The following is a 21,713-nucleotide window of genomic DNA, read 5'->3' as shown; positions in this document are numbered from 1 at the left end:
AACCGGCGGTCAGGCATTGAATTCCAGCAACTATGCTATTCAAATCATACCGGATCTGACCATAGACTCTAAATACGCGACGATTCTCGAACAGTCGCTGAGTCGAATTAACTCTTTTACTGAGAAAGCTCTTCAAAACGATCGTATTGGAGAGTTGTTTCTCCTTGAAAAGAGCAATTTCGACCGAAGCAAAGCGAGAAAGATTCTCGAGTTAAAGGGTCGCCTTGTGGTCGGATTTCAGTTCGAGGTGCGCCCTGACACAGTCGAAGACAATTTCCGTATGTACACCAAGAAGCTGTCCGACGATAACCGGCAATTCAAGTTTTATCTCACCCCTGCTGTTCAGGAAATCATGCTTCAGCTTATAAGTCTGGAAGATCGGCGAACAATCGCCATCTTTTCAATGCTGAACAGCTCAATGGAAGTGGGATATCGTATCCTCACCACATTGTACGGCAACCAACTGAAACGATTGAAGAATAAGGTGCCCGATTTCCTCAGGGACGGAATCCGCCAGAAGATCGAGAAGCTGGCTGTGGCCAAGAGCAGCGAAGACGCAGAACTCTGGCAGGATGGTTCCTCCGGAGCGCCTCAGGTTTCAGGCGCGCCACAGGGAAATCGACCGGGCTCTCAAGACAACCTTCTCGTTGTGATGGCGGATGACGGGACTTTTGATGAAATAAACCAATATGTTGGCCATATCATTGCAAAAAGCGACAGAATTCGAGAAAAGCGCGAAATAATTGAACAAAACCCTGACATGCCCAAAGACGAAATGTACGAGCAAATGGTCCGGGAAGATTTGGATCAGCTGGAAAACTGCTACGCGCGAATGCACATCTATCTGAAGGCCTTCTACAAGAACAGAGACCGCAGGCCGTTAGGGCAGAACAGAGTCTTAAGACAATTTTTTGCCGGCGAAATCGAGAGTATTACCGGTGAGACCAGTCTGCTGGAGGATCTGCTCGCCCTCAATCAGGATGAATATTTCAAGAACCTTGCCCGTCACAAAGAAATATCGTGATTACAGTGTGTCGTCCACCAGCGATTCTGCAAGCACCCCTTTATCCAGGTACAGTATTTTCTTAGATCTTTTGGCTGCACGGGCATCGTGAGTCACCATGATGATGGTCTTTTCAAAGTCATCATTCAATTGGGTAAGAAGATTCAAGACTTCGCCGGCGGATCTTTTGTCCAGGTCGCCCGTCGGCTCGTCTGCGACTATCAGCAAAGGGTCTGTGACGAGAGCACGGGCAATGGCTACCCTTTGTTGCTGCCCTCCCGAAAGTTGCGAGGGATAATGATCCATCCGGTCTGCAAGCCCGACTGCTTTTAGTGCTACCTCGGCGTGCTCTCTCCTGATCTCGCGAGAAAGAGAGGTCAGAAGAAGGGGCAATTGTACATTTTCAAAGGCGTTGAGCACGGGAATCAAATTGTAGAACTGAAAGATGAATCCGACGTGTCGTGCTCTCCATTGACTCAATTTCGACTCGTCCAACTCGGCAATATTCTCTCCTCCAATCCGCAGCATGCCTTCATCCGGGGTATCGATCCCGGCAATCAAGTTGAGCAGGGTTGTTTTTCCGGAACCGGAAGGTCCCATAAGAGCTAGAAACTCGCCTTCATCGACAGTCAGGGAAATATCTCTAAGAACAGGGATTTCTTGATCGCCGCGCATATAGGATTTGCTGAGATGCTCTATAACGACTATCTTGTTGGGTTCCGCTGTTTCCGGCGTCATTCCTTTACTCGTATCCTGCGACCGTCTTGAAGGGGCTTATCCGAGCTGAGAATTACAAGATCTCCTTCCGACAAGCCGTCAAGAATTTCCACAACATCGTTCCAGGTCCTGCCGGTCTTGACCGGGATCGATTGCATGCGGTCGCTCGCGACCCGAAACACAACTTTTGTTTTTTCTCTCGCTTTTATTGCGGCAGCAGGGACACCGAGAAAAGGTGTATGCTCATCTTCTTTCAACGGGCGAGACAGAAAAGCCACTTTTGCACTCATTTCAGGAAGCACTTTGGGGTCTAGCTTGTCAAATTTCACTTTCGTCATAACAGTGGCTTTGGATCGATCTGCTGTCGGCACAATCATGTGGACGGTCCCGGGAAAACGGTCATGAGGATAAGCATCCAGACGAATTTCTGCCGCGCCGCCGACTTTGACTTTCTCCAGGCTCGATTCAGCGACGTCCACTTCCACCATGAGGGAATCCATGTCAGCCATGGTAACGACCGCTGCTTTGGCCAGTGACGAAGCGCCGAATGGAGCAACCACTTCTCCGACATCAGCATTCTTAGTGAGTATCACACCCGGAAACGGGGCACGAATGTACGAGTATTCCAGATTGACTTCAGCGACTTTCAGCGATGCTTCAGCTCGATCGACACCGAATCTGGCGGATCTTTCCGATGCCACAGCTTTTTTGTATCTGGCTTCGGCTGCGTCGAAGGCTTGTACCGATACGGCTCCCGATTGCCGCAAAGCGGTATTTCTCTGATAATTCAGGGTTGCGTCGGTTAATTCAGCTTCGGCATTTCTCAAGGCGGCCTGGGCAACTTTTTGTGCGGCCTGAGCTTCCTCGAGAGTGGCTTTCAGATCCTGATTTTCCAGAACCGCCAGAATGTCGCCTTCCCGAACTTGTTTCCCTTCCTCCACGTTAAGTTTTTCAAGCCTTCCGGTTGCTTTTGAAGAAACCGCCGCCTTTCTTTGCGCCACTACGTAACCGCTTGCATTCAGAATAGTGAGAGCCCGGGAAGGGTAGATTAAAGCCACTTTGACGGTCTGAACTTCAGCAGCAGGAATTAAGAATCCCATTCGCGCCAGATACACGAATGCAACAACACCGAGCACGACCGCAACGAGCAGCCAAAGTCGCCGTTTTTTCGGTCTACTCCCGCTCGCTGAACCTCGCTTATCCGCCTCTATTCTAAGTTTTGATAAATCACTGTTTTCCATTGAATGAACAGACCAAATGTTGGTGCCTCTCACTGATAGACTATGAAGAAGATCAACCGCAACTTTGCCTTGCTGTTCCTCTTTTATTCCATCGAGCTTCTTATGGAATACATAACCTCGAAAAAAATGTCACCTCGTGATATAAAAGTCAATGAAGCTCAACCTGTGACCGCTCGGATACGATATCATAGAGGAGCAAGGAATTGGCGTTTTCTATCATTTCTCTACCAAGGTTAGCTTTTGCCGCTGCAACCCTCTTTCTCGCCACTTTGATTTTATCTCCCCTTGTAATTATTGCCAGTTTGCTTTTTTCGGAGGAGCCTGCTTTCCGGCTTGCCCGGTTGTGGGCTACAATCGTTGCCAAAGGAATGGGAATCACCTTCTCCTTTCATGGAACCGAGAACATCACACCGGGCACTTCGTACATCGTCACTCCTAACCACCAGAGTAACGCGGACATTCTCGGTTTACTCAGTAAATTGCCGGTCAAATTTCGGTGGGTCATAAAGAAAGAACTTCTTAGAGTGCCCCTGTTCGGCCACGCTTTGAGCCGGACCGGAGCCATTGCTTTGGACAGATCCGATCGCACTCAGGCAGTTTCGAAACTTCAGCAGGGAGAGTCGAAGCTGAAGGATGGCTGGTCGATACTCATTTATCCGGAAGGAACCAGAACGTCTGATGGTAATATCCAGTCCTTCAAGAAGGGGGGATTCATGATGGCTGTGCATACAGGCATTCCGATTCTTCCCGTTACCTGCAATGGTGCTTTCAAAATCCTTCCGAAGAAGACGATTTGGCTCCGGCCGGGCCACATCAGTTTTACAATCGGTGCTCCCATTCCCACAGCAGGTCTGACTGAGGCGGATGTTCCGGATTTAATGGAAAAGACCAGTAATGCGATAATGGAGCATTTCGATCCGGATTACGACCCCTTTGCCCGAAACGGAATTCCAGGCAAGTCATAGGTCGCGTTGACAGATGAACTCTGGAATCCTCAGTCTTCAGGTTCAGGTAGCCGCAACCACTCGTTTTGTTTGCTAAAGTCTAGTCATTACTAAAAGAAGAGCTATCGAGCAGGTGATACCGGATAGCTGATGTAACAACTTACCGTTATAGAACCCATCCGATTGAGCATATATGAGCAATTAGAGAAGGAAAAGTATGTTCTATATACAAAGAGAAAGATGAATTCGGTTAACTTACTAAATAAAGCCACAGCTAATCCCATGATGAAAGTTGTAAAACTTGATTTTGCAGACGCGATATTAAGAAAATATCTTGTTTGAACGAGCAACTACTCACTTTAATCTGCTGGCAGAACGTGTCAGTATAGGCACAGTACTGCGCCTAAAGGAACAATGTGGAATTGACGACATGAGTAATAGATAGTAAAAATGCGCCTTTCCTTCGAGAAAGATCGCTCGTTGAGCAAAAAAGACTCTGCATTTGGATCAAAAATGTGGGTTTTATGCCCAAACTGGCTAAATGCCTGGCTCTAGGAGCCGAAGAACTGAATTATACCTTACATGAGGTAAGCGGCACGTTTATTGCTTATTAATATCCGATCAATGACCATGCCGGGGGGGGGCGAGTTAATGCCATCCAACTTTATGGAAACATTAATAATTTGTGCTAGAGCCATTGGAAGAAAGAATTAGTCTCGAAGCGACCCAGTTCCCGTTTCTGGGTTAACCTCTGTCGTAGAAACCCTGGGGTACCATAATCAAACAAGCACTAGGCGCGGTGAGAGCCAAAAACCGCGGAATTCAGCAGACGCAATTGTCCTCCCGCATGTCTTGATAGACGGCCACATGTCGCTGATCGTCGACGAATCCGGATTCGATCCGACGTCGAATGAAGGTGAAATTTGTGCCGGACGTTAGAATTCTGCAGGCATCTCTTTGTCATTGAAGCTGCTTCAATTTTCCCTTTCTGAATGGGTTTGACGTCGACCCATACCCAACCATTTATTTGGCTCGAGGCGAATACCATGCATTGGAAAGCAAAAGCATTGCTGGGTTGGATATTGGCGTACACTCCATCTGGAGACAGAATTCACTATTGGATGCAGAAGAACGTTTCAAGAAGTCTGCCCCGGCCCGAATACAGAATTCAGAATGCGTTGATGCACGCCACGAACCACGTGAAAGCATTTAGACAATATGGTGATAGAGATATTGGCGAAGCATCTCTTTTCGAGTTTGGGGCGGGATGGGACATGTTTGTACAGTTGTTGCTGTACTCCTTTGGAGTAAATCACCAGATAACAGTGGACTTGTACAGATGGTTGAAAGCTGAACTCGTCAACGATTCTATCAAAAAAATCGGGCAGATGGAACTCGATTCGGTAAGACGAATTCCGGAAAAGCTCATGCATGAGGATAGGTTGGTAGAGGAACTCAAAGAATTCTACGGAATAGACTATCGTGCTCCTTTTGATGCTCGGAGAACGGGATTGGTTCACAGTTCGGTGGATTTCATTGTTTCCAGCGAAACGGTGCAGTTTGTTCCTCAAGCAGACCTCTTGGAAATTTTCAGCGAGTGTCACAGGATTCTGCAGCCGAAAGGTATTGTAGGGCTGACCATTAACTGTGATGATATCTATGCGTATGTAGATTCCTCGATATCGGTCTACAATTTTCTTCAATATTCCGATTTTGCCTGGCGATTCTACAATCCACCATCATTCGGTCAGAATCGGCTCAGATATGCGGACCATCTGTCTCTTCTCAAGAGCACCGGATTCGAAATACTGCAAGACAATGCGCGCGACGTGACTGAAGATGAGTTAAATGCTGTCGCTACTCTTCGATTAGACACCAAGTTCCAGGATTACTCTTTGCAGGATCTCGCCATGCGAAGAGGGTATTTGGTGCTTTGCAGGAAGTCGGTATGAAGCCAAAAGGCTTTCTTTGAGAAAGGATTCTGCAGGTTTCTTGGCAACACCAAAGCTGCGAATTGCGAGCTATAGTCAGTGCCAAAAATTCTGTCGTTTATCCCTCGTGTGAATTACTGGATATTGGTAGGGACCGGCGTCCCTTGTATGTTTCTGTCCATGAAGTACTGAATCTCTGGAACCGGTACCGAGCTGAGGGGAGGGGCTGATACTGGATCAATGATACGAGGTACTTCAAAAAATAGGACTCTTGGTTGCCAAGATATAAGAGTCCTGATAGAGGGGGGATGCACGTCTGTCAGACTCTCTGCAGGAGTCGGGCAGAGGCACCGGTAGATCGTTCGTCCCTTGGTCCTCTGAGACTGCCCGGCAGCTGGATCACCGGAGGCCTTCGTGTAAAAAGCCCGAACAGTCGCCTGGACTCGTTGAGAAGTCCGTATCCACAAGGGTGGGATGTTACACATGCATGAAGAAGTTTTTGTTGGCATAGATATCTCTAAAGATCAGTTGGATGCGCATGTGCTGCCAAAAGGCATGCACACCACCGTCAAGAATGACACTCAAGGCATCGACTCGCTGATTGAGATCCTCCACGCAGAGACCCCCATGGTAATCGTGATGGAAGCCACCGGAGGCTACGAGATAACCGTTGCGGCCCAGTTAGGTCTCGCCGGCCTGCCGATCGCTGTCGTCAACCCTGGTCAGGTGCGGGACTTTGCTAAAGGCATCGGAAAACTCGCCAAGACAGACGCCATCGATGCTTATGTGCTGGCACGCTTTGCCCAAACGGTTAGGCCCATACCGAAGCCGCTGCCAACGGAGGACGAAAAGCAAATCAAGGAACTCGTAACACGTCGAAAGCAGCTTGTTGATTTGCGTGCATCAGAAAAGAATCGCCTCCATCGAGCCCGTTCCAATCGCGTGCAGCGCAGCATTCAAACGGTCATAGCAGCCCTAGATAAGGAAATCGAAGACATCGATAAAGATGTCGATGACCTTATCAGGAAATCGCCTCTGTGGCGTGAAACAGAGGAACTCCTCCGAACCTTCAAAGGCGTGGGCCCCATAACTGCCAGAGTGCTCATGGCAAAACTGCCCGAACTGGGACATGTCAGCCGTCATGAAATCAGTCGCCTCGTCGGCCTGGCGCCTCTCAACAAAGACAGCGGAAAGAAGAAAGGCAAGCGCGAGATTTCGGGTGGACGGGCGGATGTACGCTCAACCCTGTATATGGCTGCAGTCGCGGCCATAACGTCCAATGTAGTCATCAAGCCTTTCTATCAACGCCTCATTGAGGCTGGAAAACCTTTCAAGGTTGCCATCACGGCTTGTATGCGTAAGATGATCGTCATCCTAAACGCAATGCTCAAGAAAAAACAGCCTTTCCAGGTAGTTTTTCCTTGACAAGAAACACAGTCGCTGCCGGTCCATTCTATCGATATCATTGATCATATTTAAGATGTGCCGGCACGGAGGCACGGCACCCACCAATCTTCCTAATCTTCAATCGGTCACTAATTTTGGCAACTGATATAACAGCAAAACTGGTGAGCCTCCGGCTTTGCCGGGGGCATTGACTCAGGGACGCCACACCAGATAGACCATTTCCCCGAACAACTGAACGCTTACCCACGATCCGGAGTTTTTTGATTGACGGGTTGCTGTTCCGTTCGGTATCATCCGAGGAGCAACTCTACCGGTCCGCTTTTCATGTCTTTGCTTTTCATAATTGTTGTACGGGGGGTTTTGCTATGGAGATCAGGAGTAACCCGGCAGGACAATACTTTGACGAAATGCATTTCCTGCGCCAACGGGTTCATGACTTGGAATTGCAATTAGATGAGTTGAAGAAGAAATCCGGAAGCATAAGAGATAATTTCAGAGAATTCGGCCATTCATCAGAGCAATTCCCGCCGACAAAAAATGAAACGAAAAGCGGCATACAATTCGCACGAGAAGCTCTTGAAGCAGCACTCCGTACCAGTGAAGAAAAGTTCTCAAAAATATTTGAGAACGCACCATTCATGATGCATTCCATCGATACTGACGGTATTCTCAGAAGCGTCAATACCAAATGGATCAGTACAATGGGATTTGAACGTGAGGAGGTCCTGGGAGAGCCGATTCAGAAATTCATGACCCCTGAATCAAGAGTAATGCATTCCAGGAGACTTCCGGAATTCTGGGATCTCCTCGCTGTGTCGGACGTTGAATACTCGTATGTGAAAAAAGACGGTACGGTCATGGACGCCGTGCTGGATGCCGTCGTGATGGATGATCCTGTTTGGGGCAAGACGAGTCTCTCGTTCATGCGCGACATAACCGACAAGAAGAAAGCGCAGGAAGCATTGACTGAGAGCGAGTTGAGATATCGACAGCTTTTCGAGATTTCTCCTGTGGCAATGATCGTACACAAAGGACCGCACGTTCTGTTTGCCAATTCGGCAGCCTCTTCGCTTCTTCAACTAGAAGATTCCAAAGAGATGGAGAACAAGAACATCTATTCCTTTCTGGATCCCAGACAGCAGGATTTGTGTACACAATTGATGGAAGGTGCAGAACGTGGGGAAAAACTTGATGATTTTAGATTGATAAAGTTGATTGCCAGAGACGGACGTACTATGTACGTGGAGTGGGCTGCAGTAGAAATCCTGTATCAGGGCCAACCGATAGAGCTTTCTATGGTGCGCGACAGAACTGAAGTCAGGTTGGCCGAGGAAAAGCTCATTGCAGGACTGCATGAAAAAGAGGTCTTGCTTCGCGAAATTCATCACAGAGTAAAGAACAACCTCCAAATAATGTCGAGCCTCCTCAGGCTTCAATCGAGATTTGCATCCAATATAGTCTTGAGGACGGCTTTGCGGGACATGGAACAAAGGCTGGAGTCTATGGCATGGCTCCACGATACATTGTACAGGTCTCACGATCTCACCCGTATCGATTTCGCAAAATACATTAACGATATGGTTTACAGACTTATGGGCGGACACGGAGTCACGGCTCGGGTGCGAGTGGAAAAAGAGATGGACAGAGTTGAATTGGAAATCGATACTGCTATCCCATGTGGTTTGATTGCGAACGAACTGGTATCGAATTGTTTCCGGCATGCCTTTCCGGAAAACAGAAGAGGAGTTGTACACATCGCGCTCAGAAAAACCAGTCCGTTCAGTTTTGATCTATCAGTCTGCGATAATGGAATAGGACTTCCTGCCGGATTCGATATCGAGGAGACTCATTCGTTTGGTTTTCGTTTAGTGCAGTCTCTTATGAAGCAGTTGAATGGGAGCATGGTCGTGAACGGCAGCAGAGGGGCTGCATTCCACATGTCTTTCCCGGAGATGCGGCTGGGAAAAAACTAATTCTGCTCATTCTTCTTCAGTGATGTCCTCCATCGGCTCGCGACCGTGCTTTCTGGTAAAACTGGCGACTGCGGTTCGGTATCCTTCTTCCGGACCTGATACGTTCTTTGGAGATGCCAACAATTCTTCGAGGGCGAGCTTCGCTTTTGACAGCCTCAGGGCGTCGCCCTCCCGTGCGGTCTGATCGACCCATTCGAGAGCTTTAAGCACTTCGGAACGGTTCATATCATATTCCTTTCCATGACCCTGACCCGAAGCGGTGTCTATTCGCCGGGCCGGGCTCTTGAAGTGGAGATATTCTTTCAGGGTTCCGTAAGCTGCCGACGTCCGAGTTTTCTCTCGTAAGCAGCATCTATCTTCTCCAGGAGTTCGGAGATAGCATATGGTTTCAAGAGATAGTCGTATGCACCCAGCTTCATAATCTCCTTTGCAGTGTCCACTGATGCGTAGCCTGTCATAATTATGACTTCTATCGTTGGATCAAGTTTCTTAATTTCCGACAACACCTGCACACCGCTCACTTCAGGCATCCTGACGTCTAAGATAACGAGATCATAGTTGTTCTTGCGCAATTCATCGAGAGCTTCGGATCCGCTTCCTGCAACGGATGCCTCGTAGTTTTCTATACTCAGAAGCTTCCGCATGGTGTTTCGAAACCGTTCCTCATCGTCAACGATCAGAATTTTCGGTTTAGGAGCCATGAAGGATATCTCCTTGTGGAATTCTGTTAATTGGGAGGTGAATGGTAAATGTGGTACTCTTGCCGAATTCGCTGACCACTGAGATGTTCCCTCCCAATCTTTCGATAATACCTCTGCAAATGGCCAGCCCAAGTCCCGTTCCTTTTCCTTGTTTCTTTGTGGAAAAGAAAGGAGTGAAGATTTTATCGACCTGCTCTTTCGGTATGCCGCAACCGGTATCCATTACGATGACTTTTACCGATTGAGGCGAGGCAGCCATGGTGGAAACGCGGATCTCTCCATCTCGTTCTATGGCATGAGAGGCGTTTATCAAAAGGTTCAAGACTACCTGCCGAAGCAGCGGAGGATCGCTATACACGAGAGGAAGAGTCGTTTCAAGATTCAAGAGTATTTTAATGTTCCGCTCTTCCATTTCTTTTTTTACAATTTTCGTCATATCGGAAACGAGTTCATTCAGGTCGAGACATTGAATTACCGGCTCCAATTCTCGCGCCAGGCTTAACAACTTGTGAACGATCTCTTTGCAGCGGTCCACCTGCATACAAATCTGGTTCAGTGAATCTGTACAATCTTCAATTTCCTTGAGTTTGTGAAGCGTTTTGCTCTTAAACACATGTTTTATCCACTGTGTCTCCTGAGCTATGATTCCGAGTGGATTGTTGATCTCGTGCGCTATTCCGGCCGACAATTCATCCACAGTGGACAGCTTTTCCGCTCGACAAAGTTGCTCGTGGAGCGTACGGCAGGCGTCCTCAGCTTTGTCGATCCTCTCCACAGTTCCTTTCGCGTTTGCGTAGGCTATGCCTGCAATCACGAGAAGGACTGCAGCTTGCCATGGTTCGCTGAATACTCCCGTGAAAACTGCGCTTGCGAGAACCAGTACGCTCGGGATATAGGGGAAAAATCTTCTATTCAGCCGGTTCACCATCGTACGATACCGTGTACCGGGCTCAATCTCTCACCATCAGCGACTCCGCCCTTCTTCGATAAGCTTTCGCTCATACGCCTGAGTCATTTGCTTGAGGAGATCGTTGAGAGGAACAGGTTTCATGACATAGTTGTAGGCTCCCAATTGGAGACCCTGAATGCCGGATTCTACCGATCCGTGGCCGGTCAGCATAATCACTTCCATAAACGGCTTTCGTTTCTTCATTTCCCGAAGCGTCTCTATCCCGTCCATTCCCGGCATCTTCACATCCAAGACAGCGACGTCGAAATCTTTCTGCTCCATCAATTCGAGTGCTTCTTTACCGCCCGTTGCCCCGACCGCGTCAAGGCCCCTGTCTTTTAGTCTTTTCACGATGGTCTCAACAAAATCGATTTCGTCATCGACGATCAAAACTCTAAATTTTTCCATATATTTGCCTCCTCAGTGCTTCGGGTCCTGCTTCGATCGTCAGCGATTCGTCCCCCGCATCTAACGGACAGGTACATATATAACAAAAGTGGTGCCTTTTCCTTCCTCACTTTGTACGGTAATTTTGCCGCCTAATTTTTCGACTATGCTGTAACTGATGGAGAGTCCGAGTCCAGTCCCTTCAGCGGGAGCTTTGGTCGTGAAGAAAGGATCGAAAATTTTGGATAAAGCTTCCTTGGGTATTCCGGGACCGTTGTCTTGAATCTCGACGAATATGTCGCCGTTCTTGGATTGATCGTATCCTGTCTTGATGTTAATCAATCCTCCTTTTCCCACTGCATCGATCGCATTGTCAACGATATTGAGGAATACCTGCTGTAGTTGAGCAGAATCAGTCGTAATTCTCGGTAATTGGCTCCCCAATTCCGAGACGATTTTTATATCCCGGTTAAGAGCTTCTGCCTCAAGAAACGTCAATGTCTCGGATAAGATATTGTTGACATCCACCATCTCTTGAGTCGGCTCCATTCTTCGGCCGAATCTTAAAAGGCGATGAGTTATGGTCCTGGTCCGTTCTACCTGACGCTCGATCTTGCGAATGCAATCCTCAAATTCTTCCCAGTTTTCGCTCTTCTGTATTTCCTCTTTGTCGAGAAGATCTTTCATCCATCCTGCTTTTTCGCCGATGATAGCCAGCGGATTGTTTATTTCGTGCGCTATTCCTGCCGCCATCTTTCCCAATGCTGCCATTTTGCTGGATTGTACGACCAGGTCGTCGCTCTTGGCTTTCTCCAACTCTACTCGTATCAACTCGTTGGTCATTGAACGACTGGTCAAGATTGTACCGGTAAGTATAATCAGCAGACCTGCCATCAGAACCAGTCCGCCTGCATACTGTGCCTGCAGCAAGGGTCCCATCTGCTCGCGAAGATCTTCCCGTAGCACGAGTACCCAACGGGGATTGGGGATGGAAGACGCGGCGAACAGGTCCTTATCTCCGTTGGAATTGTGCTCTTCGAGCTGCATTCCCATTACGGAAGAAAAATCCGGCGTGTTCGGGTGAGACAGAATTTTACCACTGAAGCGAGGAGACGTCTGGAGAATATTTTGTCGGTTAACGATGAAAGCGTCTCCCTTTTTGCCGACCATTCCCTCCCGAACAATGTTCTCGATGATCTCGGAGTTGATTGTAGCTCTTAATATCCAGGTCCTATTATCCTCGTACCGGGTCACAGCTATGATAAAATGAGGGATTCTCCTGAAGCCCATAAAGATGTCGCTGACATACACCCTCGATGACATAACGGCTTGGAACCACTCTTCGTGGGCATAATTGACCGCCTTGAGTTTGTCGTAATAAGGACCCACGTATGCAAGATGGGCTCCTAGTTCATCTATGACGCTTACATCTATGAAAGATTTCGATCGGGACTGGATAGTATCGAAAACTTGTTTCAGATACTTTTCATCTTTAACCTGATCGAGAGAGTGTGTGTGAGCGATCGTTATCAGTTGTGCGATTCTCTCGTCGAAAAATAACTCGATGGCCGACCTTCTGGATTGGCTCAGGATTCGCAGGGCTTCCTTATTCTTATTGTTGTACCCGGAATCGAAGAGATAAAAGATCGTCAAGCCCAGGGCAAGAAGAGGGATAAACGAAAAAAACAGTGTCATGACGATAATTTTAAGTCGAAGGGTCTTGTAGTGCTTCGACGCCATTACAACCTCCTGGAGTACGGCAAAGGATGAGAGTTTTCAGTCCGGCCCGTGTGCTCGCTGTCGAAAGGAATGGTGTACATGATTGAAACATTTTTTCCGTTTTCGAACAAGCAACAATCCGTCTGTCGAGGGAACTTCTTTCAGGCGCATGCGTGCATTTATGATTGGCCGGTTCAAAACCTTTGAAGTCTTCCATTTCCTCTCGTCAACGGTTTTCCGGATAGATTCGTTCCAGAGCTTCCACAACTGCCGATTTCAAGATGTGGATGTCACCGCGTTTTTCCACCAGAGCCGCTGCGAGACGAAGCGCAGGCTGATTCACGTATTCGGCAAGGAACGCGTGCACCACCACCGGGAGAGGAGGCACCCGGGCCTGCATCCGTTCGAGGATCTGCAAACCGTTCCCGAAAGGTATCTCAAGATCGAGGATCAACAGATCCGGCGGATCGTTTGCGTCGACCATGCTGAGGACTTCGCTGCAATTCTTGGCAGTTTGGACTCTGAAGCCCGTTTCCCTGAACTCCCTCCTCAAGAGTTCCCGAACATATCGATTTCGGTCTGTTATGAGTATCTTGAAGGGCTTCATTGTACACTCGCAGTGAGTAACGGAATCGACCGACTTCTGGCGACGACTTAATGCAATACGCGTATGTTTTCCTCAAAATAGGACTGTCAAGTCGTATGCTTCGCGCTATTCGAGCAATGTAAACAGGGTTTCCGTCCACTGCGGAATATGTTAGCAATCGGCGTGCCAGGTATACTTCTTCTTGAAAATGGGAACACAACCATTCGAACCGTCCTGAAAAGTCTTTTGTGATGATCCTTCTGTCAATAAATCTTACAGCCTGTAAAACACTGAGGACGCTTCGGAAATCGCTCGGCGTTTGGATTTGACAAAGGGTGAAGCCGGCGTGTAAGCTGATGAAAGCAAAGTCTGTGTATAGTGGTTCATCACTTTTCCTGTTATCATTATGCAGGCTGGACATGCAGCGAAGAACTTTGCGATTCAGATCGCCCGAACAGGGAGTTCGAAATTTATGCGCGTAGCGTTCTATGCTCCCTCTGATATTGAGGCTCGCAATTATCATGAAGTCTGGCAGCGTGTGAAACCGCTTGCCCGAGGCCTTGTGAACAAAGGCCTGAATGTCGCGGTGTTTGACACGGCTGCAACTGCTTCGGAATGGAATGGAAAATCTGAGAAGATCTCTGATATCGGAGATCTCGATTTTTGTATCGGCAGTCACGCCAGTGTTCCGGATTTTCTGGAAGCAGCGGGCGAATTCGATCTGATTCACAATTTCGGCCATTACATACCTGTCATCTACTCCGAATGCATAGATGTCCCGGTCCTGACTACGATTCCAACTCTTTTTTCTCCATCTTTGCTTCCCATTTACAGGCTGTTCAACGAACGAACTCATTATGTCTCCACCACTGATTCCGGCAGAATTCAGGGAATCGATTACGACTGCACGATTTATCATGGCATCGAATTGTCCGAGTTTCCGTTCCAGGCAACTCCCGAACGATACCTGGTCCTGGTGTCGGACGACTTGAGAGCAGGTGAAGCGGAAAAAGCACTCGAAATAGCGGCACGCGCGAGGATGGAATCGATCGTTATCGGATCGAGCGCCCCGAAAAACCCTTCAAGCAACGTTCGCTACATAGGGGAATGCGATGCCCAGAAGAAATCTGCCATAATTAGCAAAGCTTGTTGCCTTCTCGCGCCCAGTTCTGATGTGGTCCTCTTGGAAGCCAATGCATTCGGGACTCCTGTGCTGGTTTTTGCCGAAGGATTTGCATCCGACCTGGTTTCCCCGGGGCTAAACGGTTTCATTGTCACGGGAGTCGGGGATGCGGAACATGCTATGAAGCAAATAGACTCGATCTCCAGAGAAAATTGTCGAAATTTTGTCGAAAGAGAATTCTCCTGCATGCGCATGGTAGATCGATACCTGGATGCGTACGCATCGATTCTCGAACAGCAGAAACGCGAGAATCTCAGACCGTGGGGATACTACAAAGTCCTTTCCGATCTCCCGGATCACAAGGTGAAACGAATCGTCATCTATCCGGGCAAACGGCTCAGCCTTCAACGTCATACATTGAGATCCGAACACTGGGTAATAGTTAGCGGTCAGGCGTTGGTTACCCTGAACTCGGACACCATCTCTCTCGGTCCAGGACAATCTGTGGATATTCCCACAGGTGCCATTCACAGGATCCACAATCCACTCGATCAACCGCTGGTGTTCATTGAAGTTCAGATGGGCACGTATTTCGGTGAAGATGATATTGAACGCCTTGCGGACGATTTTCAGAGAATTTGATCGCATTCATAGTGCAACGACTTTGTCAAATTCCGGGAAGACGCATTCATTCCAAATTCGATTCGGCGGTTTCTGAATAAGAGTATTGCATGGATCGCTGGAGCAGTTTTCTGTAATCCTCTGAGACATTCTGTTTGATAGGAATATTGTGCTCGGATTTCCAAAGCGCAGATTGAAGGAGAACACATCCCACTTTCAATTTTCGATTTGGAGAGTCGAAAGAATCAAGACACCGCCTGCAGAACTTCTTATGTTCGTTGGGAAAAGGTTCCAGTGCCAGATAGGATGAGTATACCCATCCGTAAAAAAGGGTGAGGTCTCTCGGGTCAAGGGTATCAGCTCTGCTGAGCAGAGTCCTGATAAGCGTACCAGCTTGGATATGGTTTACCATATGACTCCCTCTCTAGGCCCTGAGGAGCAACAAGACCACACGCAAGCCGTTTCTTTAACTGTAACAAACTATCAACGCATTGTATACCAAATTCCAACAAGCCCCACGAACAGGAATCTTCAATGTTGCATGCAAATGTTCCGATTTCACCAGAATAGAAAATTAAGGAGAAATGAAACGATACTTACTATAATCGAAGCGATCAGCGCTGTTCCGAAGGAATCCACTCTCAAGCCGCTGTAGATCGAGCCGACAATCCAGAACACGAACGCATTTATGATAAACAGAAACAGCCCCAACGTTAGGATAGTGATCGGCAAGGTGAGAATAACGAGTATAGGCCGTACGATGGCATTCAGAATCCCGAGGATTGCAGCGGCAACGAGCGCTCCGCCGATTCCCGCGACCCGCACCCCGGGCATAATGTATGCCACAACGAGAATCGCCACTGTTGTTATGATCCATTGAACGATAATTCCCATCATTGGTTGTTGCTCCCAAAGAAGTATTTCTGTCTATACTTCGATTATGCACATTTGGAAGTAAGAATTCCAGATTGACTGAAACAAGAATAAAAGTTAGAATTCCCACCAGGGCGATCGCGGCAGAAATGATTTGTCCCGGTAATTTTTGTTCACCAAGATATTCGCCGCCGGCCCGGTGGTTTTCGGGAGGTTCAACAGGACCGGAGCAAATCCAGGAGTGCTGTATGGAGCAAAAGCAACCGGCCGTTGTAAATGAAACGACGGCTGAGACTTCGCTATCGAATTATTCTTCCGAATTCGCAGCACAGACGATTGATTTTTCCGCGTGGTTCGATACTAACGTGACTTCCTCAGGAAGTTTCGATCTTGGTATCATGGCGGCGGCATCGTTCTGCAAGCTGTTGGATGTGCTTGCCATTCCGACATTGTTGGTGGATTGGACATATTCAGTTGTGTTTGCAAATAAGTCATGCGCTCGCATCATGAATGACATCAAGAGCATCGAGGGGGTTCCGTTTCATTCTCTCGTTCCTCGTTCAGCCAATGCGGAAAAAGCACAAACACTAATCAGAAAAGTATTCAGATCGAGACGACCGCAGGTTGCCGAAGGTATTCTGGAACTCGAAGCTCGCAAAATATGGGGGAGACTCTACTTTTGTTCTGTCAGAATAGGCTCGGAACGTTACGTATTAGTCATGATTGAGGACCTGACTAACGAGAAGACCAAATTGCTGGTTACTCGACGGGAACTGCAGCGTGTATCACAGTTATTGACAGATCTGGAGAAAAAGGCAACAAAAACGGAAGAAAGGTTGCGCAAGGAAGAGCGTGAATATTCTCGCATAAACAAAGAATTCGATCTGGAGGGAGAACGTTTGGCAATCGTCATGCAAATGCTTCCCGATGCTTGTGCGATTGTTACAGGTGAAGCTCACATATTACACATGAACACGCAATTCAGAGAGACATTCGCTCTGCAAAGGGCAACAGAAAAGCATAGCGTTCCGTCGAAGAAGATTGTTGAGGTGCTAAGAGGTTGGGATTCGTGTTCCGAGAACACGAAATCATGTGAAATACCCGATCCTTTGCGACCGGAGAAACTCTTATCGTGTACACTGAGAAGAATCGATACCGGTGATTTCCTGCTTATCTGTAAGTAATCCTTCACCAACCACCCGTCCGCTGCAATTTAGAAAGTGTTCTGTGTGCCCTTACGTAAACTCTTGTACAGTAGATACAAGCATGTCGGCAAAAGATTCCGCTTCATTTCGGTTGAACAGCGATCCGGACACGGCCAGCACGAGGTTCAGTTTTTCTCGAAACGTATAGGCAATGAGCAGGAGTTTGGTTTCCGACAGGAGTTTGTATCCCAGGCCGTGTACCTCATTTATCGTTAAATCGGCAACCTGAGTGGGGTTTGATTCCAACGTTAGCTTGCCATTCTTGGAGACCGGCCAGATCGTTCCCAAAAAAGTCACCGCGGCAGAAAAACGATGCAAATTCATGACAAGACTTACTATCCGTTGTCGTGCCCTGAACGGAAGCAGGTTCACCAGGCTGGTCATGCCTGAAACATTTCTAAAAAAAGTGAAATCCTTCTGATTGCGAAAACGTCTTATCCTTTGCACTGCAATGGATCGCGCGAACGATTTCATGTCCCTCCGTTGTTCCGGTTGAGAGGTGAAGAAGATCAAGCCACTTGTGTTTCCTCCTTCAAGTTCGCCGAATCTTCCCTTCATATTCACAGACATGGAGGTAGTTATGGTGCCGGGCGAAATTCCCCTCGAGTTGTTCCATCGGTCAATAGAGACACCCATAGACGCTGCAAGCAGATCGACCGGTGAAACCCCCCGTTTTATAGCCCCGACAATTACGCGGGAAGTATCCTCGGCAGACAAAATTCGTTTGATGTGAAACTGTCGGAGGTCGCCGGCAATGCCTTGACCCACAGGAAGTATTGGTTTTTGTGCTGTATTCGAAACTGCGTCTTTCAGGGATTGGATGAAATCTCGGAAGCTCTTTTTCTTGGGTTCGACCTGCCTTTTCTTCGTTGTCGACATGGCGTGTGTCTGATGCGCCCAATTCGGTTCATGCCCTTTTGTAATCTGCTGGTACTCAGCAAGCAGTTGTCTGCCGAATTCGGAAGCTGTTGCCCCATCGGCGACAGCATGATGAACAATCGGAGCCCAGATAAAATGGTTCTTGGCAACGCGCACCAGGTGAACCTCCGCTGGGCATTCTTTGAAGAGGTCCCAGTTCCTGTTGAGGCGAGGACTCAGATGATCGAGAAAACCCTCGAGGACGCCATTTTCGGATGACCCGTTCATTTCGGAGAAAAAGACTGGAACCGGAAAATTCTCATGCGTATCCCAAACAAGACGATGCTGAAGATTTCGACGTTCCTCCTTCAAACGGGCAGCGAATTGCGGGTATTTGGATGCCGCCATCTGTGTCGCCATCATGACGGCTTCCTTATCGATATTCCCTGTTATGTCCACGCCTGTAATAATCAGGTTTTTCGTATTGCCGTACGCCGAAAGCGCAATCATTTCAGAAAGTGAGTTGAGGGATGACTCCCGTTTCATGGTTCACCCTAGACGCTTCCCTCAGGAATTTGCTCAGAACAGCTCAAGTTCGATTTGTTCCTGATTCATGACGTAATCTCGCGCACCCGTGTTCTTGCAGTGCTTCTGCGTTTTTCAACGCGTAATCTTCTCTCACCTGAATGCAGGTCAACAGAATCTGTCAATAATCTGTACATAATCGATCAAGGATTCAAGATTTTCTCGACTCGTGGGGCGTGTATTCTGTCGTATACGGGAATCTCTCCCAGGAGAGGTCTCGCGTAATTCTTGAATTCGGTCGTTACGTTGTTTGCTCCTTGGATAAATTCATCGGGCATTGACTTGGTTTCTTTTGCCACTTCCTGCAGCGGGGTCAAATTATACCTTACCCCGTAATCGCCGACTCGTTCGATGGTAATGGAGCCGTCGGCGCTATGCCATGCAGCAATCTGGACGGCCCGTTCGCCTACTTCTCGGGCCTCATGCGCATCGACTTCGCTGACACAACCCAGGAAAGATCTTTGCAGATAGCCGAATGTGTCCGAACGCACACGTTTGATTTTCAGTTTTTCACGGACCAGTCCGGTCAAGGCATCTCCCAAAGAAGTGCTTCCGGACAACTGAATATTCCCGTGAGCATCCCGCTCGATTTCCTTCACAAGGCCTGCAATTACCGGTTTGCCATGCTCGTCTTGAATTCCTTCCGACACGGCTATTATTGCTCGTCCGTACTTGGTATACATTTCATCGACACTGGCCAGGAATTCATCCGAACTGAACGGCTTTTCCGGAACGTAAATCAAATGGGGGCCGTCATCGTCGTATTTGCGGGCGAAAACCGATGCTGCCGTAAGAAATCCTGCATGCCGTCCCATAACGACACCTACGTACACACCGGGCAAAGATCGGTTGTCAAGGTTGACACCCATAAAGGCCTGGGCAACGAATTTCGCTGCAGATCCATATCCCGGACAATGATCGGTCACCCGAAGATCGTTATCGATTGTCTTCGGAATGTGCAATACACGCATCTCGTAACCTTCTTCGCGGGCGAAGGTGTTCACGATGCGGCAGGTTTCCGCAGAGTCGTTGCCGCCAATATAGAAGAAATAATGGATACCGTGCGCTTTGCATACCTTGAAAATGCGGCTGCAGAATTCCTCATCCGGCTTCAGACGCGTGCTCCGGATTCCGGCACCCGGTGTTTTTCCTACCATTTCAAGATTGTGGCTTGTCGCTTCAGAGAGATTGACCATCTGTTCTTCAACCAGGCCCTCGACACCACGAAACGCTCCGTAAAATTGGGTGATATGGGAATACTGGCGGGCCTGTAGCACAGCTCCCACCAGTGACTGGTTGATGACTGCGGTGGGGCCGCCGCCCATTGCTATAATGGCTTTGCCGGTTAATTTTTCCATGTGCACGACTCCTTCATTTCTCTGGACCGGGCGATTATTTCGTCTTTGTCTTCCCATTGCTGTACGGGTCTTGCATGGAACAGACGGGTGTCCCGGTTGCACGTGATGAAAGCAGAGGAACTAAGATCAAGTTAGTCGATATGATCGGCTGTCGTCAATGCTGCTTATGTTGATTTCCCCATCGTCGATGAATAAACTGGGCTCATGAAAGAATACAACCCGACCGAAGAAGAAGCCATAGAGATAATAAGCGCCTTTGACCGTCTTCCTCTTGAGAAAAGACTCGACATTTTCAGGGGGCTCACGGCTCTATCGCGGGAAAATCTCCTGGCTGCTTCTCGGAGGCCGACTGAAATAATGAGAAGGGTCTCGGAAGAAGAGGTCTTTTATACAATCAAGCAACTCGGCGAAAGCGATGCCCCGTCGATTATTGCCATGACCACGGGGAAACAACTCCAATACATCATGGATGTGGATTTATGGAAGAAAGATATGCTCGATCTCAATGCCGCAAGTCGATGGCTCAATATTATTGCCGCAACTGGAGAAGAGAAGATTCTGCAGTTTGTGCAGATCACGGATACGGAGTTACTGATTACTCTTCTCGGGAAATTCCTTAAAATAACATCCAGGGATGAGAATTCCGATCTGACTGAGCAGTTGGACTCGCTTCCTGCGTTCACACTCGATGACGTGTTCTTCATCGAGTTCACATCTGCGGATACGGAAGATGCTTTGAAGCGGATCTTGGAGTCCATTTTTCGCTGGAATAATATTTTCTATTTGCATTTGATGGAACATTTGACCTGGGACAATCAAATGGAGAATGAGGAGCTTGCGCGAAAGTGGCGTGCAGCGCGACTTTCAGAAAAAGGATTTCCGGAGTTCGACGAAGTCCTGGAGATATATCAGTACCTTCACAAAAATGGGATTCACTATCCTGGAGATGACACGTTGCCGGCGCATGAAGAGGGCGACACCCCCGAACCCTTAATGGAATTCCCGCTTAAGGTTCTCGAATCGAATAATCTGTTCCGGAGAAGTCTTGCAAAGACTGCTCTTCTGGACGAGCGGGACAGGATGTCCAGAGAACTCGCGCATCTTGCCAATAAGGTGATTATCGCAGACGGCAAGGACCCGGGATCGCTGGAAGAAATTCGAGCCAGTCTGAACAAGGTCGCTGCATACATCAACATCGCGCTTGAAGAAATCTGTGATGAAGATGTGACGAACGCTGCGAAGATACTCCAGACGAATCACATGGAACTTCTGTTCCGGCGCGGATTCAGCCTCATCTTGGATCTGAGAAAAGAAGTGCGTCAATTCATCAGAAACTACGAGGGTGGGGTAGAAAATCTCGGAAATCCTCTTGCGGGAATTGTCTCGGGGCTTCTTCAGAAACGCCCGTATTACGCAGGAAATGTTTTCGAGAATCAGCCGGCAAGAGAATTCGAATTCTTGCAGGACATTACTTCGATCAGGGGTATGATGAACCGGCAGGCTCTGGAAGAAAAATGGGAACCTATGTAGGA

General features: G+C 48.2%; 20 protein-coding genes. 8 read left to right on the top strand and 12 right to left on the bottom strand.

All coding sequences use genetic code 11. The features are described 5' to 3' along the window. The first annotated feature begins 16 nt into the window (after window positions 1–16). Window positions 17–1,024: a hypothetical protein gene (locus tag DESTI_RS13530; protein WP_014810538.1), complete on the top strand. Its 1,008-nt coding sequence runs from the start codon at window positions 17–19 to the stop codon at window positions 1,022–1,024. On the opposite strand, the gene DESTI_RS13525 is transcribed toward DESTI_RS13530, so the two are convergent. Together DESTI_RS13525 and DESTI_RS13520 are read right to left on the bottom strand one after the other, a co-directional pair. Next, on the bottom strand, window positions 1,025–1,741 hold the full coding sequence (locus DESTI_RS13525; protein ID WP_014810537.1) for an ABC transporter ATP-binding protein: 717 nt from the start codon (window positions 1,739–1,741) through the stop codon (window positions 1,025–1,027). Continuing rightward, a complete protein-coding gene (locus DESTI_RS13520; RefSeq protein ID WP_014810536.1) occupies window positions 1,738–2,961 on the bottom strand; it encodes an efflux RND transporter periplasmic adaptor subunit in 1,224 nt (407 codons plus the stop codon). The genes DESTI_RS13525 and DESTI_RS13520 overlap by 4 nt, the downstream gene beginning before the upstream one ends. Before the next feature lie 203 nt (window positions 2,962–3,164). On the opposite strand from DESTI_RS13520, the gene DESTI_RS13515 reads away from it, so the two are divergent. From DESTI_RS13515 to DESTI_RS13500, 4 genes are all read left to right on the top strand, one after another. Further along, window positions 3,165–3,926 carry a lysophospholipid acyltransferase family protein gene (locus DESTI_RS13515; protein WP_014810535.1) on the top strand — a complete coding sequence of 254 codons (762 nt, stop codon included), beginning with the start codon at window positions 3,165–3,167 and terminating at the stop codon, window positions 3,924–3,926. Between the two features lie 1,025 nt (window positions 3,927–4,951). Further along, window positions 4,952–5,857 (top strand): class I SAM-dependent methyltransferase, encoded by a 906-nt coding sequence (locus DESTI_RS13510; RefSeq protein ID WP_014810534.1) that lies wholly within the window; start codon window positions 4,952–4,954, stop codon window positions 5,855–5,857. A 462-nt stretch (window positions 5,858–6,319) separates the two neighbouring features. Beyond that, the gene (locus tag DESTI_RS13505) at window positions 6,320–7,261 is read left to right on the top strand and encodes an IS110 family RNA-guided transposase (RefSeq protein WP_014809154.1); all 942 of its coding nucleotides are present in this window, start codon (window positions 6,320–6,322) and stop codon (window positions 7,259–7,261) included. 347 nt (window positions 7,262–7,608) lie between these two features. After that, window positions 7,609–9,216 carry a sensor histidine kinase gene (locus DESTI_RS13500; protein ID WP_014810533.1) on the top strand — a complete coding sequence of 536 codons (1,608 nt, stop codon included), beginning with the start codon at window positions 7,609–7,611 and terminating at the stop codon, window positions 9,214–9,216. A gap of 6 nt (window positions 9,217–9,222) precedes the next feature. Here the strand turns inward: DESTI_RS13500 and DESTI_RS13495 are convergent, their stop codons facing one another. The 6 genes from DESTI_RS13495 to DESTI_RS13470 all read right to left on the bottom strand — a co-directional run bounded on the left by DESTI_RS13495 (window position 9,223) and on the right by DESTI_RS13470 (window position 13,579). Further along, window positions 9,223–9,441 (bottom strand): hypothetical protein, encoded by a 219-nt coding sequence (locus tag DESTI_RS13495; RefSeq protein ID WP_014810532.1) that lies wholly within the window; start codon window positions 9,439–9,441, stop codon window positions 9,223–9,225. Between the two features lie 77 nt (window positions 9,442–9,518). Continuing rightward, window positions 9,519–9,917 (bottom strand): sigma-54-dependent transcriptional regulator, encoded by a 399-nt coding sequence (locus DESTI_RS13490; protein WP_014810531.1) that lies wholly within the window; start codon window positions 9,915–9,917, stop codon window positions 9,519–9,521. Continuing rightward, a complete protein-coding gene (locus DESTI_RS13485; RefSeq protein WP_014810530.1) occupies window positions 9,907–10,845 on the bottom strand; it encodes a sensor histidine kinase in 939 nt (312 codons plus the stop codon). Before DESTI_RS13485 ends, DESTI_RS13490 begins: the two co-directional genes overlap by 11 nt. Window positions 10,846–10,881: 36 nt before the next feature. Then, window positions 10,882–11,274 carry a response regulator gene (locus DESTI_RS13480; RefSeq protein WP_014810529.1) on the bottom strand — a complete coding sequence of 131 codons (393 nt, stop codon included), beginning with the start codon at window positions 11,272–11,274 and terminating at the stop codon, window positions 10,882–10,884. 60 nt (window positions 11,275–11,334) lie between these two features. Next, complete coding sequence (locus tag DESTI_RS13475) at window positions 11,335–12,993, bottom strand: sensor histidine kinase (protein WP_014810528.1); 1,659 nt, start codon at window positions 12,991–12,993, stop codon at window positions 11,335–11,337. A gap of 205 nt (window positions 12,994–13,198) precedes the next feature. Continuing rightward, window positions 13,199–13,579, bottom strand: a complete 381-nt coding sequence (locus tag DESTI_RS13470; protein ID WP_014810527.1) for a response regulator — start codon at window positions 13,577–13,579, stop codon at window positions 13,199–13,201. A gap of 451 nt (window positions 13,580–14,030) precedes the next feature. Here DESTI_RS13470 and DESTI_RS13465 point away from each other — a divergent pair, with 451 nt between their 5' ends. Then, window positions 14,031–15,323 (top strand): cupin domain-containing protein, encoded by a 1,293-nt coding sequence (locus DESTI_RS13465; RefSeq protein ID WP_014810526.1) that lies wholly within the window; start codon window positions 14,031–14,033, stop codon window positions 15,321–15,323. A 46-nt stretch (window positions 15,324–15,369) separates the two neighbouring features. Here DESTI_RS13465 and DESTI_RS13460 read toward each other — a convergent pair whose 3' ends face one another. Together DESTI_RS13460 and DESTI_RS13455 are read right to left on the bottom strand one after the other, a co-directional pair. Next, window positions 15,370–15,714 carry a hypothetical protein gene (locus DESTI_RS13460; protein ID WP_014810525.1) on the bottom strand — a complete coding sequence of 115 codons (345 nt, stop codon included), beginning with the start codon at window positions 15,712–15,714 and terminating at the stop codon, window positions 15,370–15,372. Window positions 15,715–15,860: 146 nt separating this feature from the next. Continuing rightward, on the bottom strand, window positions 15,861–16,196 hold the full coding sequence (locus DESTI_RS13455) for a phage holin family protein (RefSeq protein ID WP_041287124.1): 336 nt from the start codon (window positions 16,194–16,196) through the stop codon (window positions 15,861–15,863). 227 nt (window positions 16,197–16,423) lie between these two features. On the opposite strand from DESTI_RS13455, the gene DESTI_RS13450 reads away from it, so the two are divergent. After that, window positions 16,424–17,359, top strand: a complete 936-nt coding sequence (locus DESTI_RS13450) for a nitrogen regulation protein NR(II) (protein WP_014810523.1) — start codon at window positions 16,424–16,426, stop codon at window positions 17,357–17,359. A gap of 51 nt (window positions 17,360–17,410) precedes the next feature. Here the strand turns inward: DESTI_RS13450 and DESTI_RS13445 are convergent, their stop codons facing one another. Both DESTI_RS13445 and DESTI_RS13440 read right to left on the bottom strand, forming a co-directional pair. Beyond that, the gene (locus DESTI_RS13445; RefSeq protein ID WP_014810522.1) at window positions 17,411–18,784 is read right to left on the bottom strand and encodes a condensation domain-containing protein; all 1,374 of its coding nucleotides are present in this window, start codon (window positions 18,782–18,784) and stop codon (window positions 17,411–17,413) included. A gap of 182 nt (window positions 18,785–18,966) precedes the next feature. Continuing rightward, window positions 18,967–20,181, bottom strand: coding sequence for a 6-phosphofructokinase (locus tag DESTI_RS13440; RefSeq protein ID WP_014810521.1), 1,215 nt, complete (start codon window positions 20,179–20,181; stop codon window positions 18,967–18,969). Window positions 20,182–20,385: 204 nt separating this feature from the next. Here DESTI_RS13440 and DESTI_RS13435 point away from each other — a divergent pair, with 204 nt between their 5' ends. Beyond that, window positions 20,386–21,711: a DUF6178 family protein gene (locus DESTI_RS13435; protein ID WP_014810520.1), complete on the top strand. Its 1,326-nt coding sequence runs from the start codon at window positions 20,386–20,388 to the stop codon at window positions 21,709–21,711. The last annotated feature ends 2 nt before the right edge of the window (window positions 21,712–21,713 follow it).

Source organism: Desulfomonile tiedjei DSM 6799 (assembly GCF_000266945.1).
Lineage (GTDB): Bacteria > Desulfobacterota > Desulfomonilia > Desulfomonilales > Desulfomonilaceae > Desulfomonile > Desulfomonile tiedjei.
Note: the sequence above shows the minus strand (reverse complement) of the source record. Positions and strands in the feature narration are given on the sequence as shown.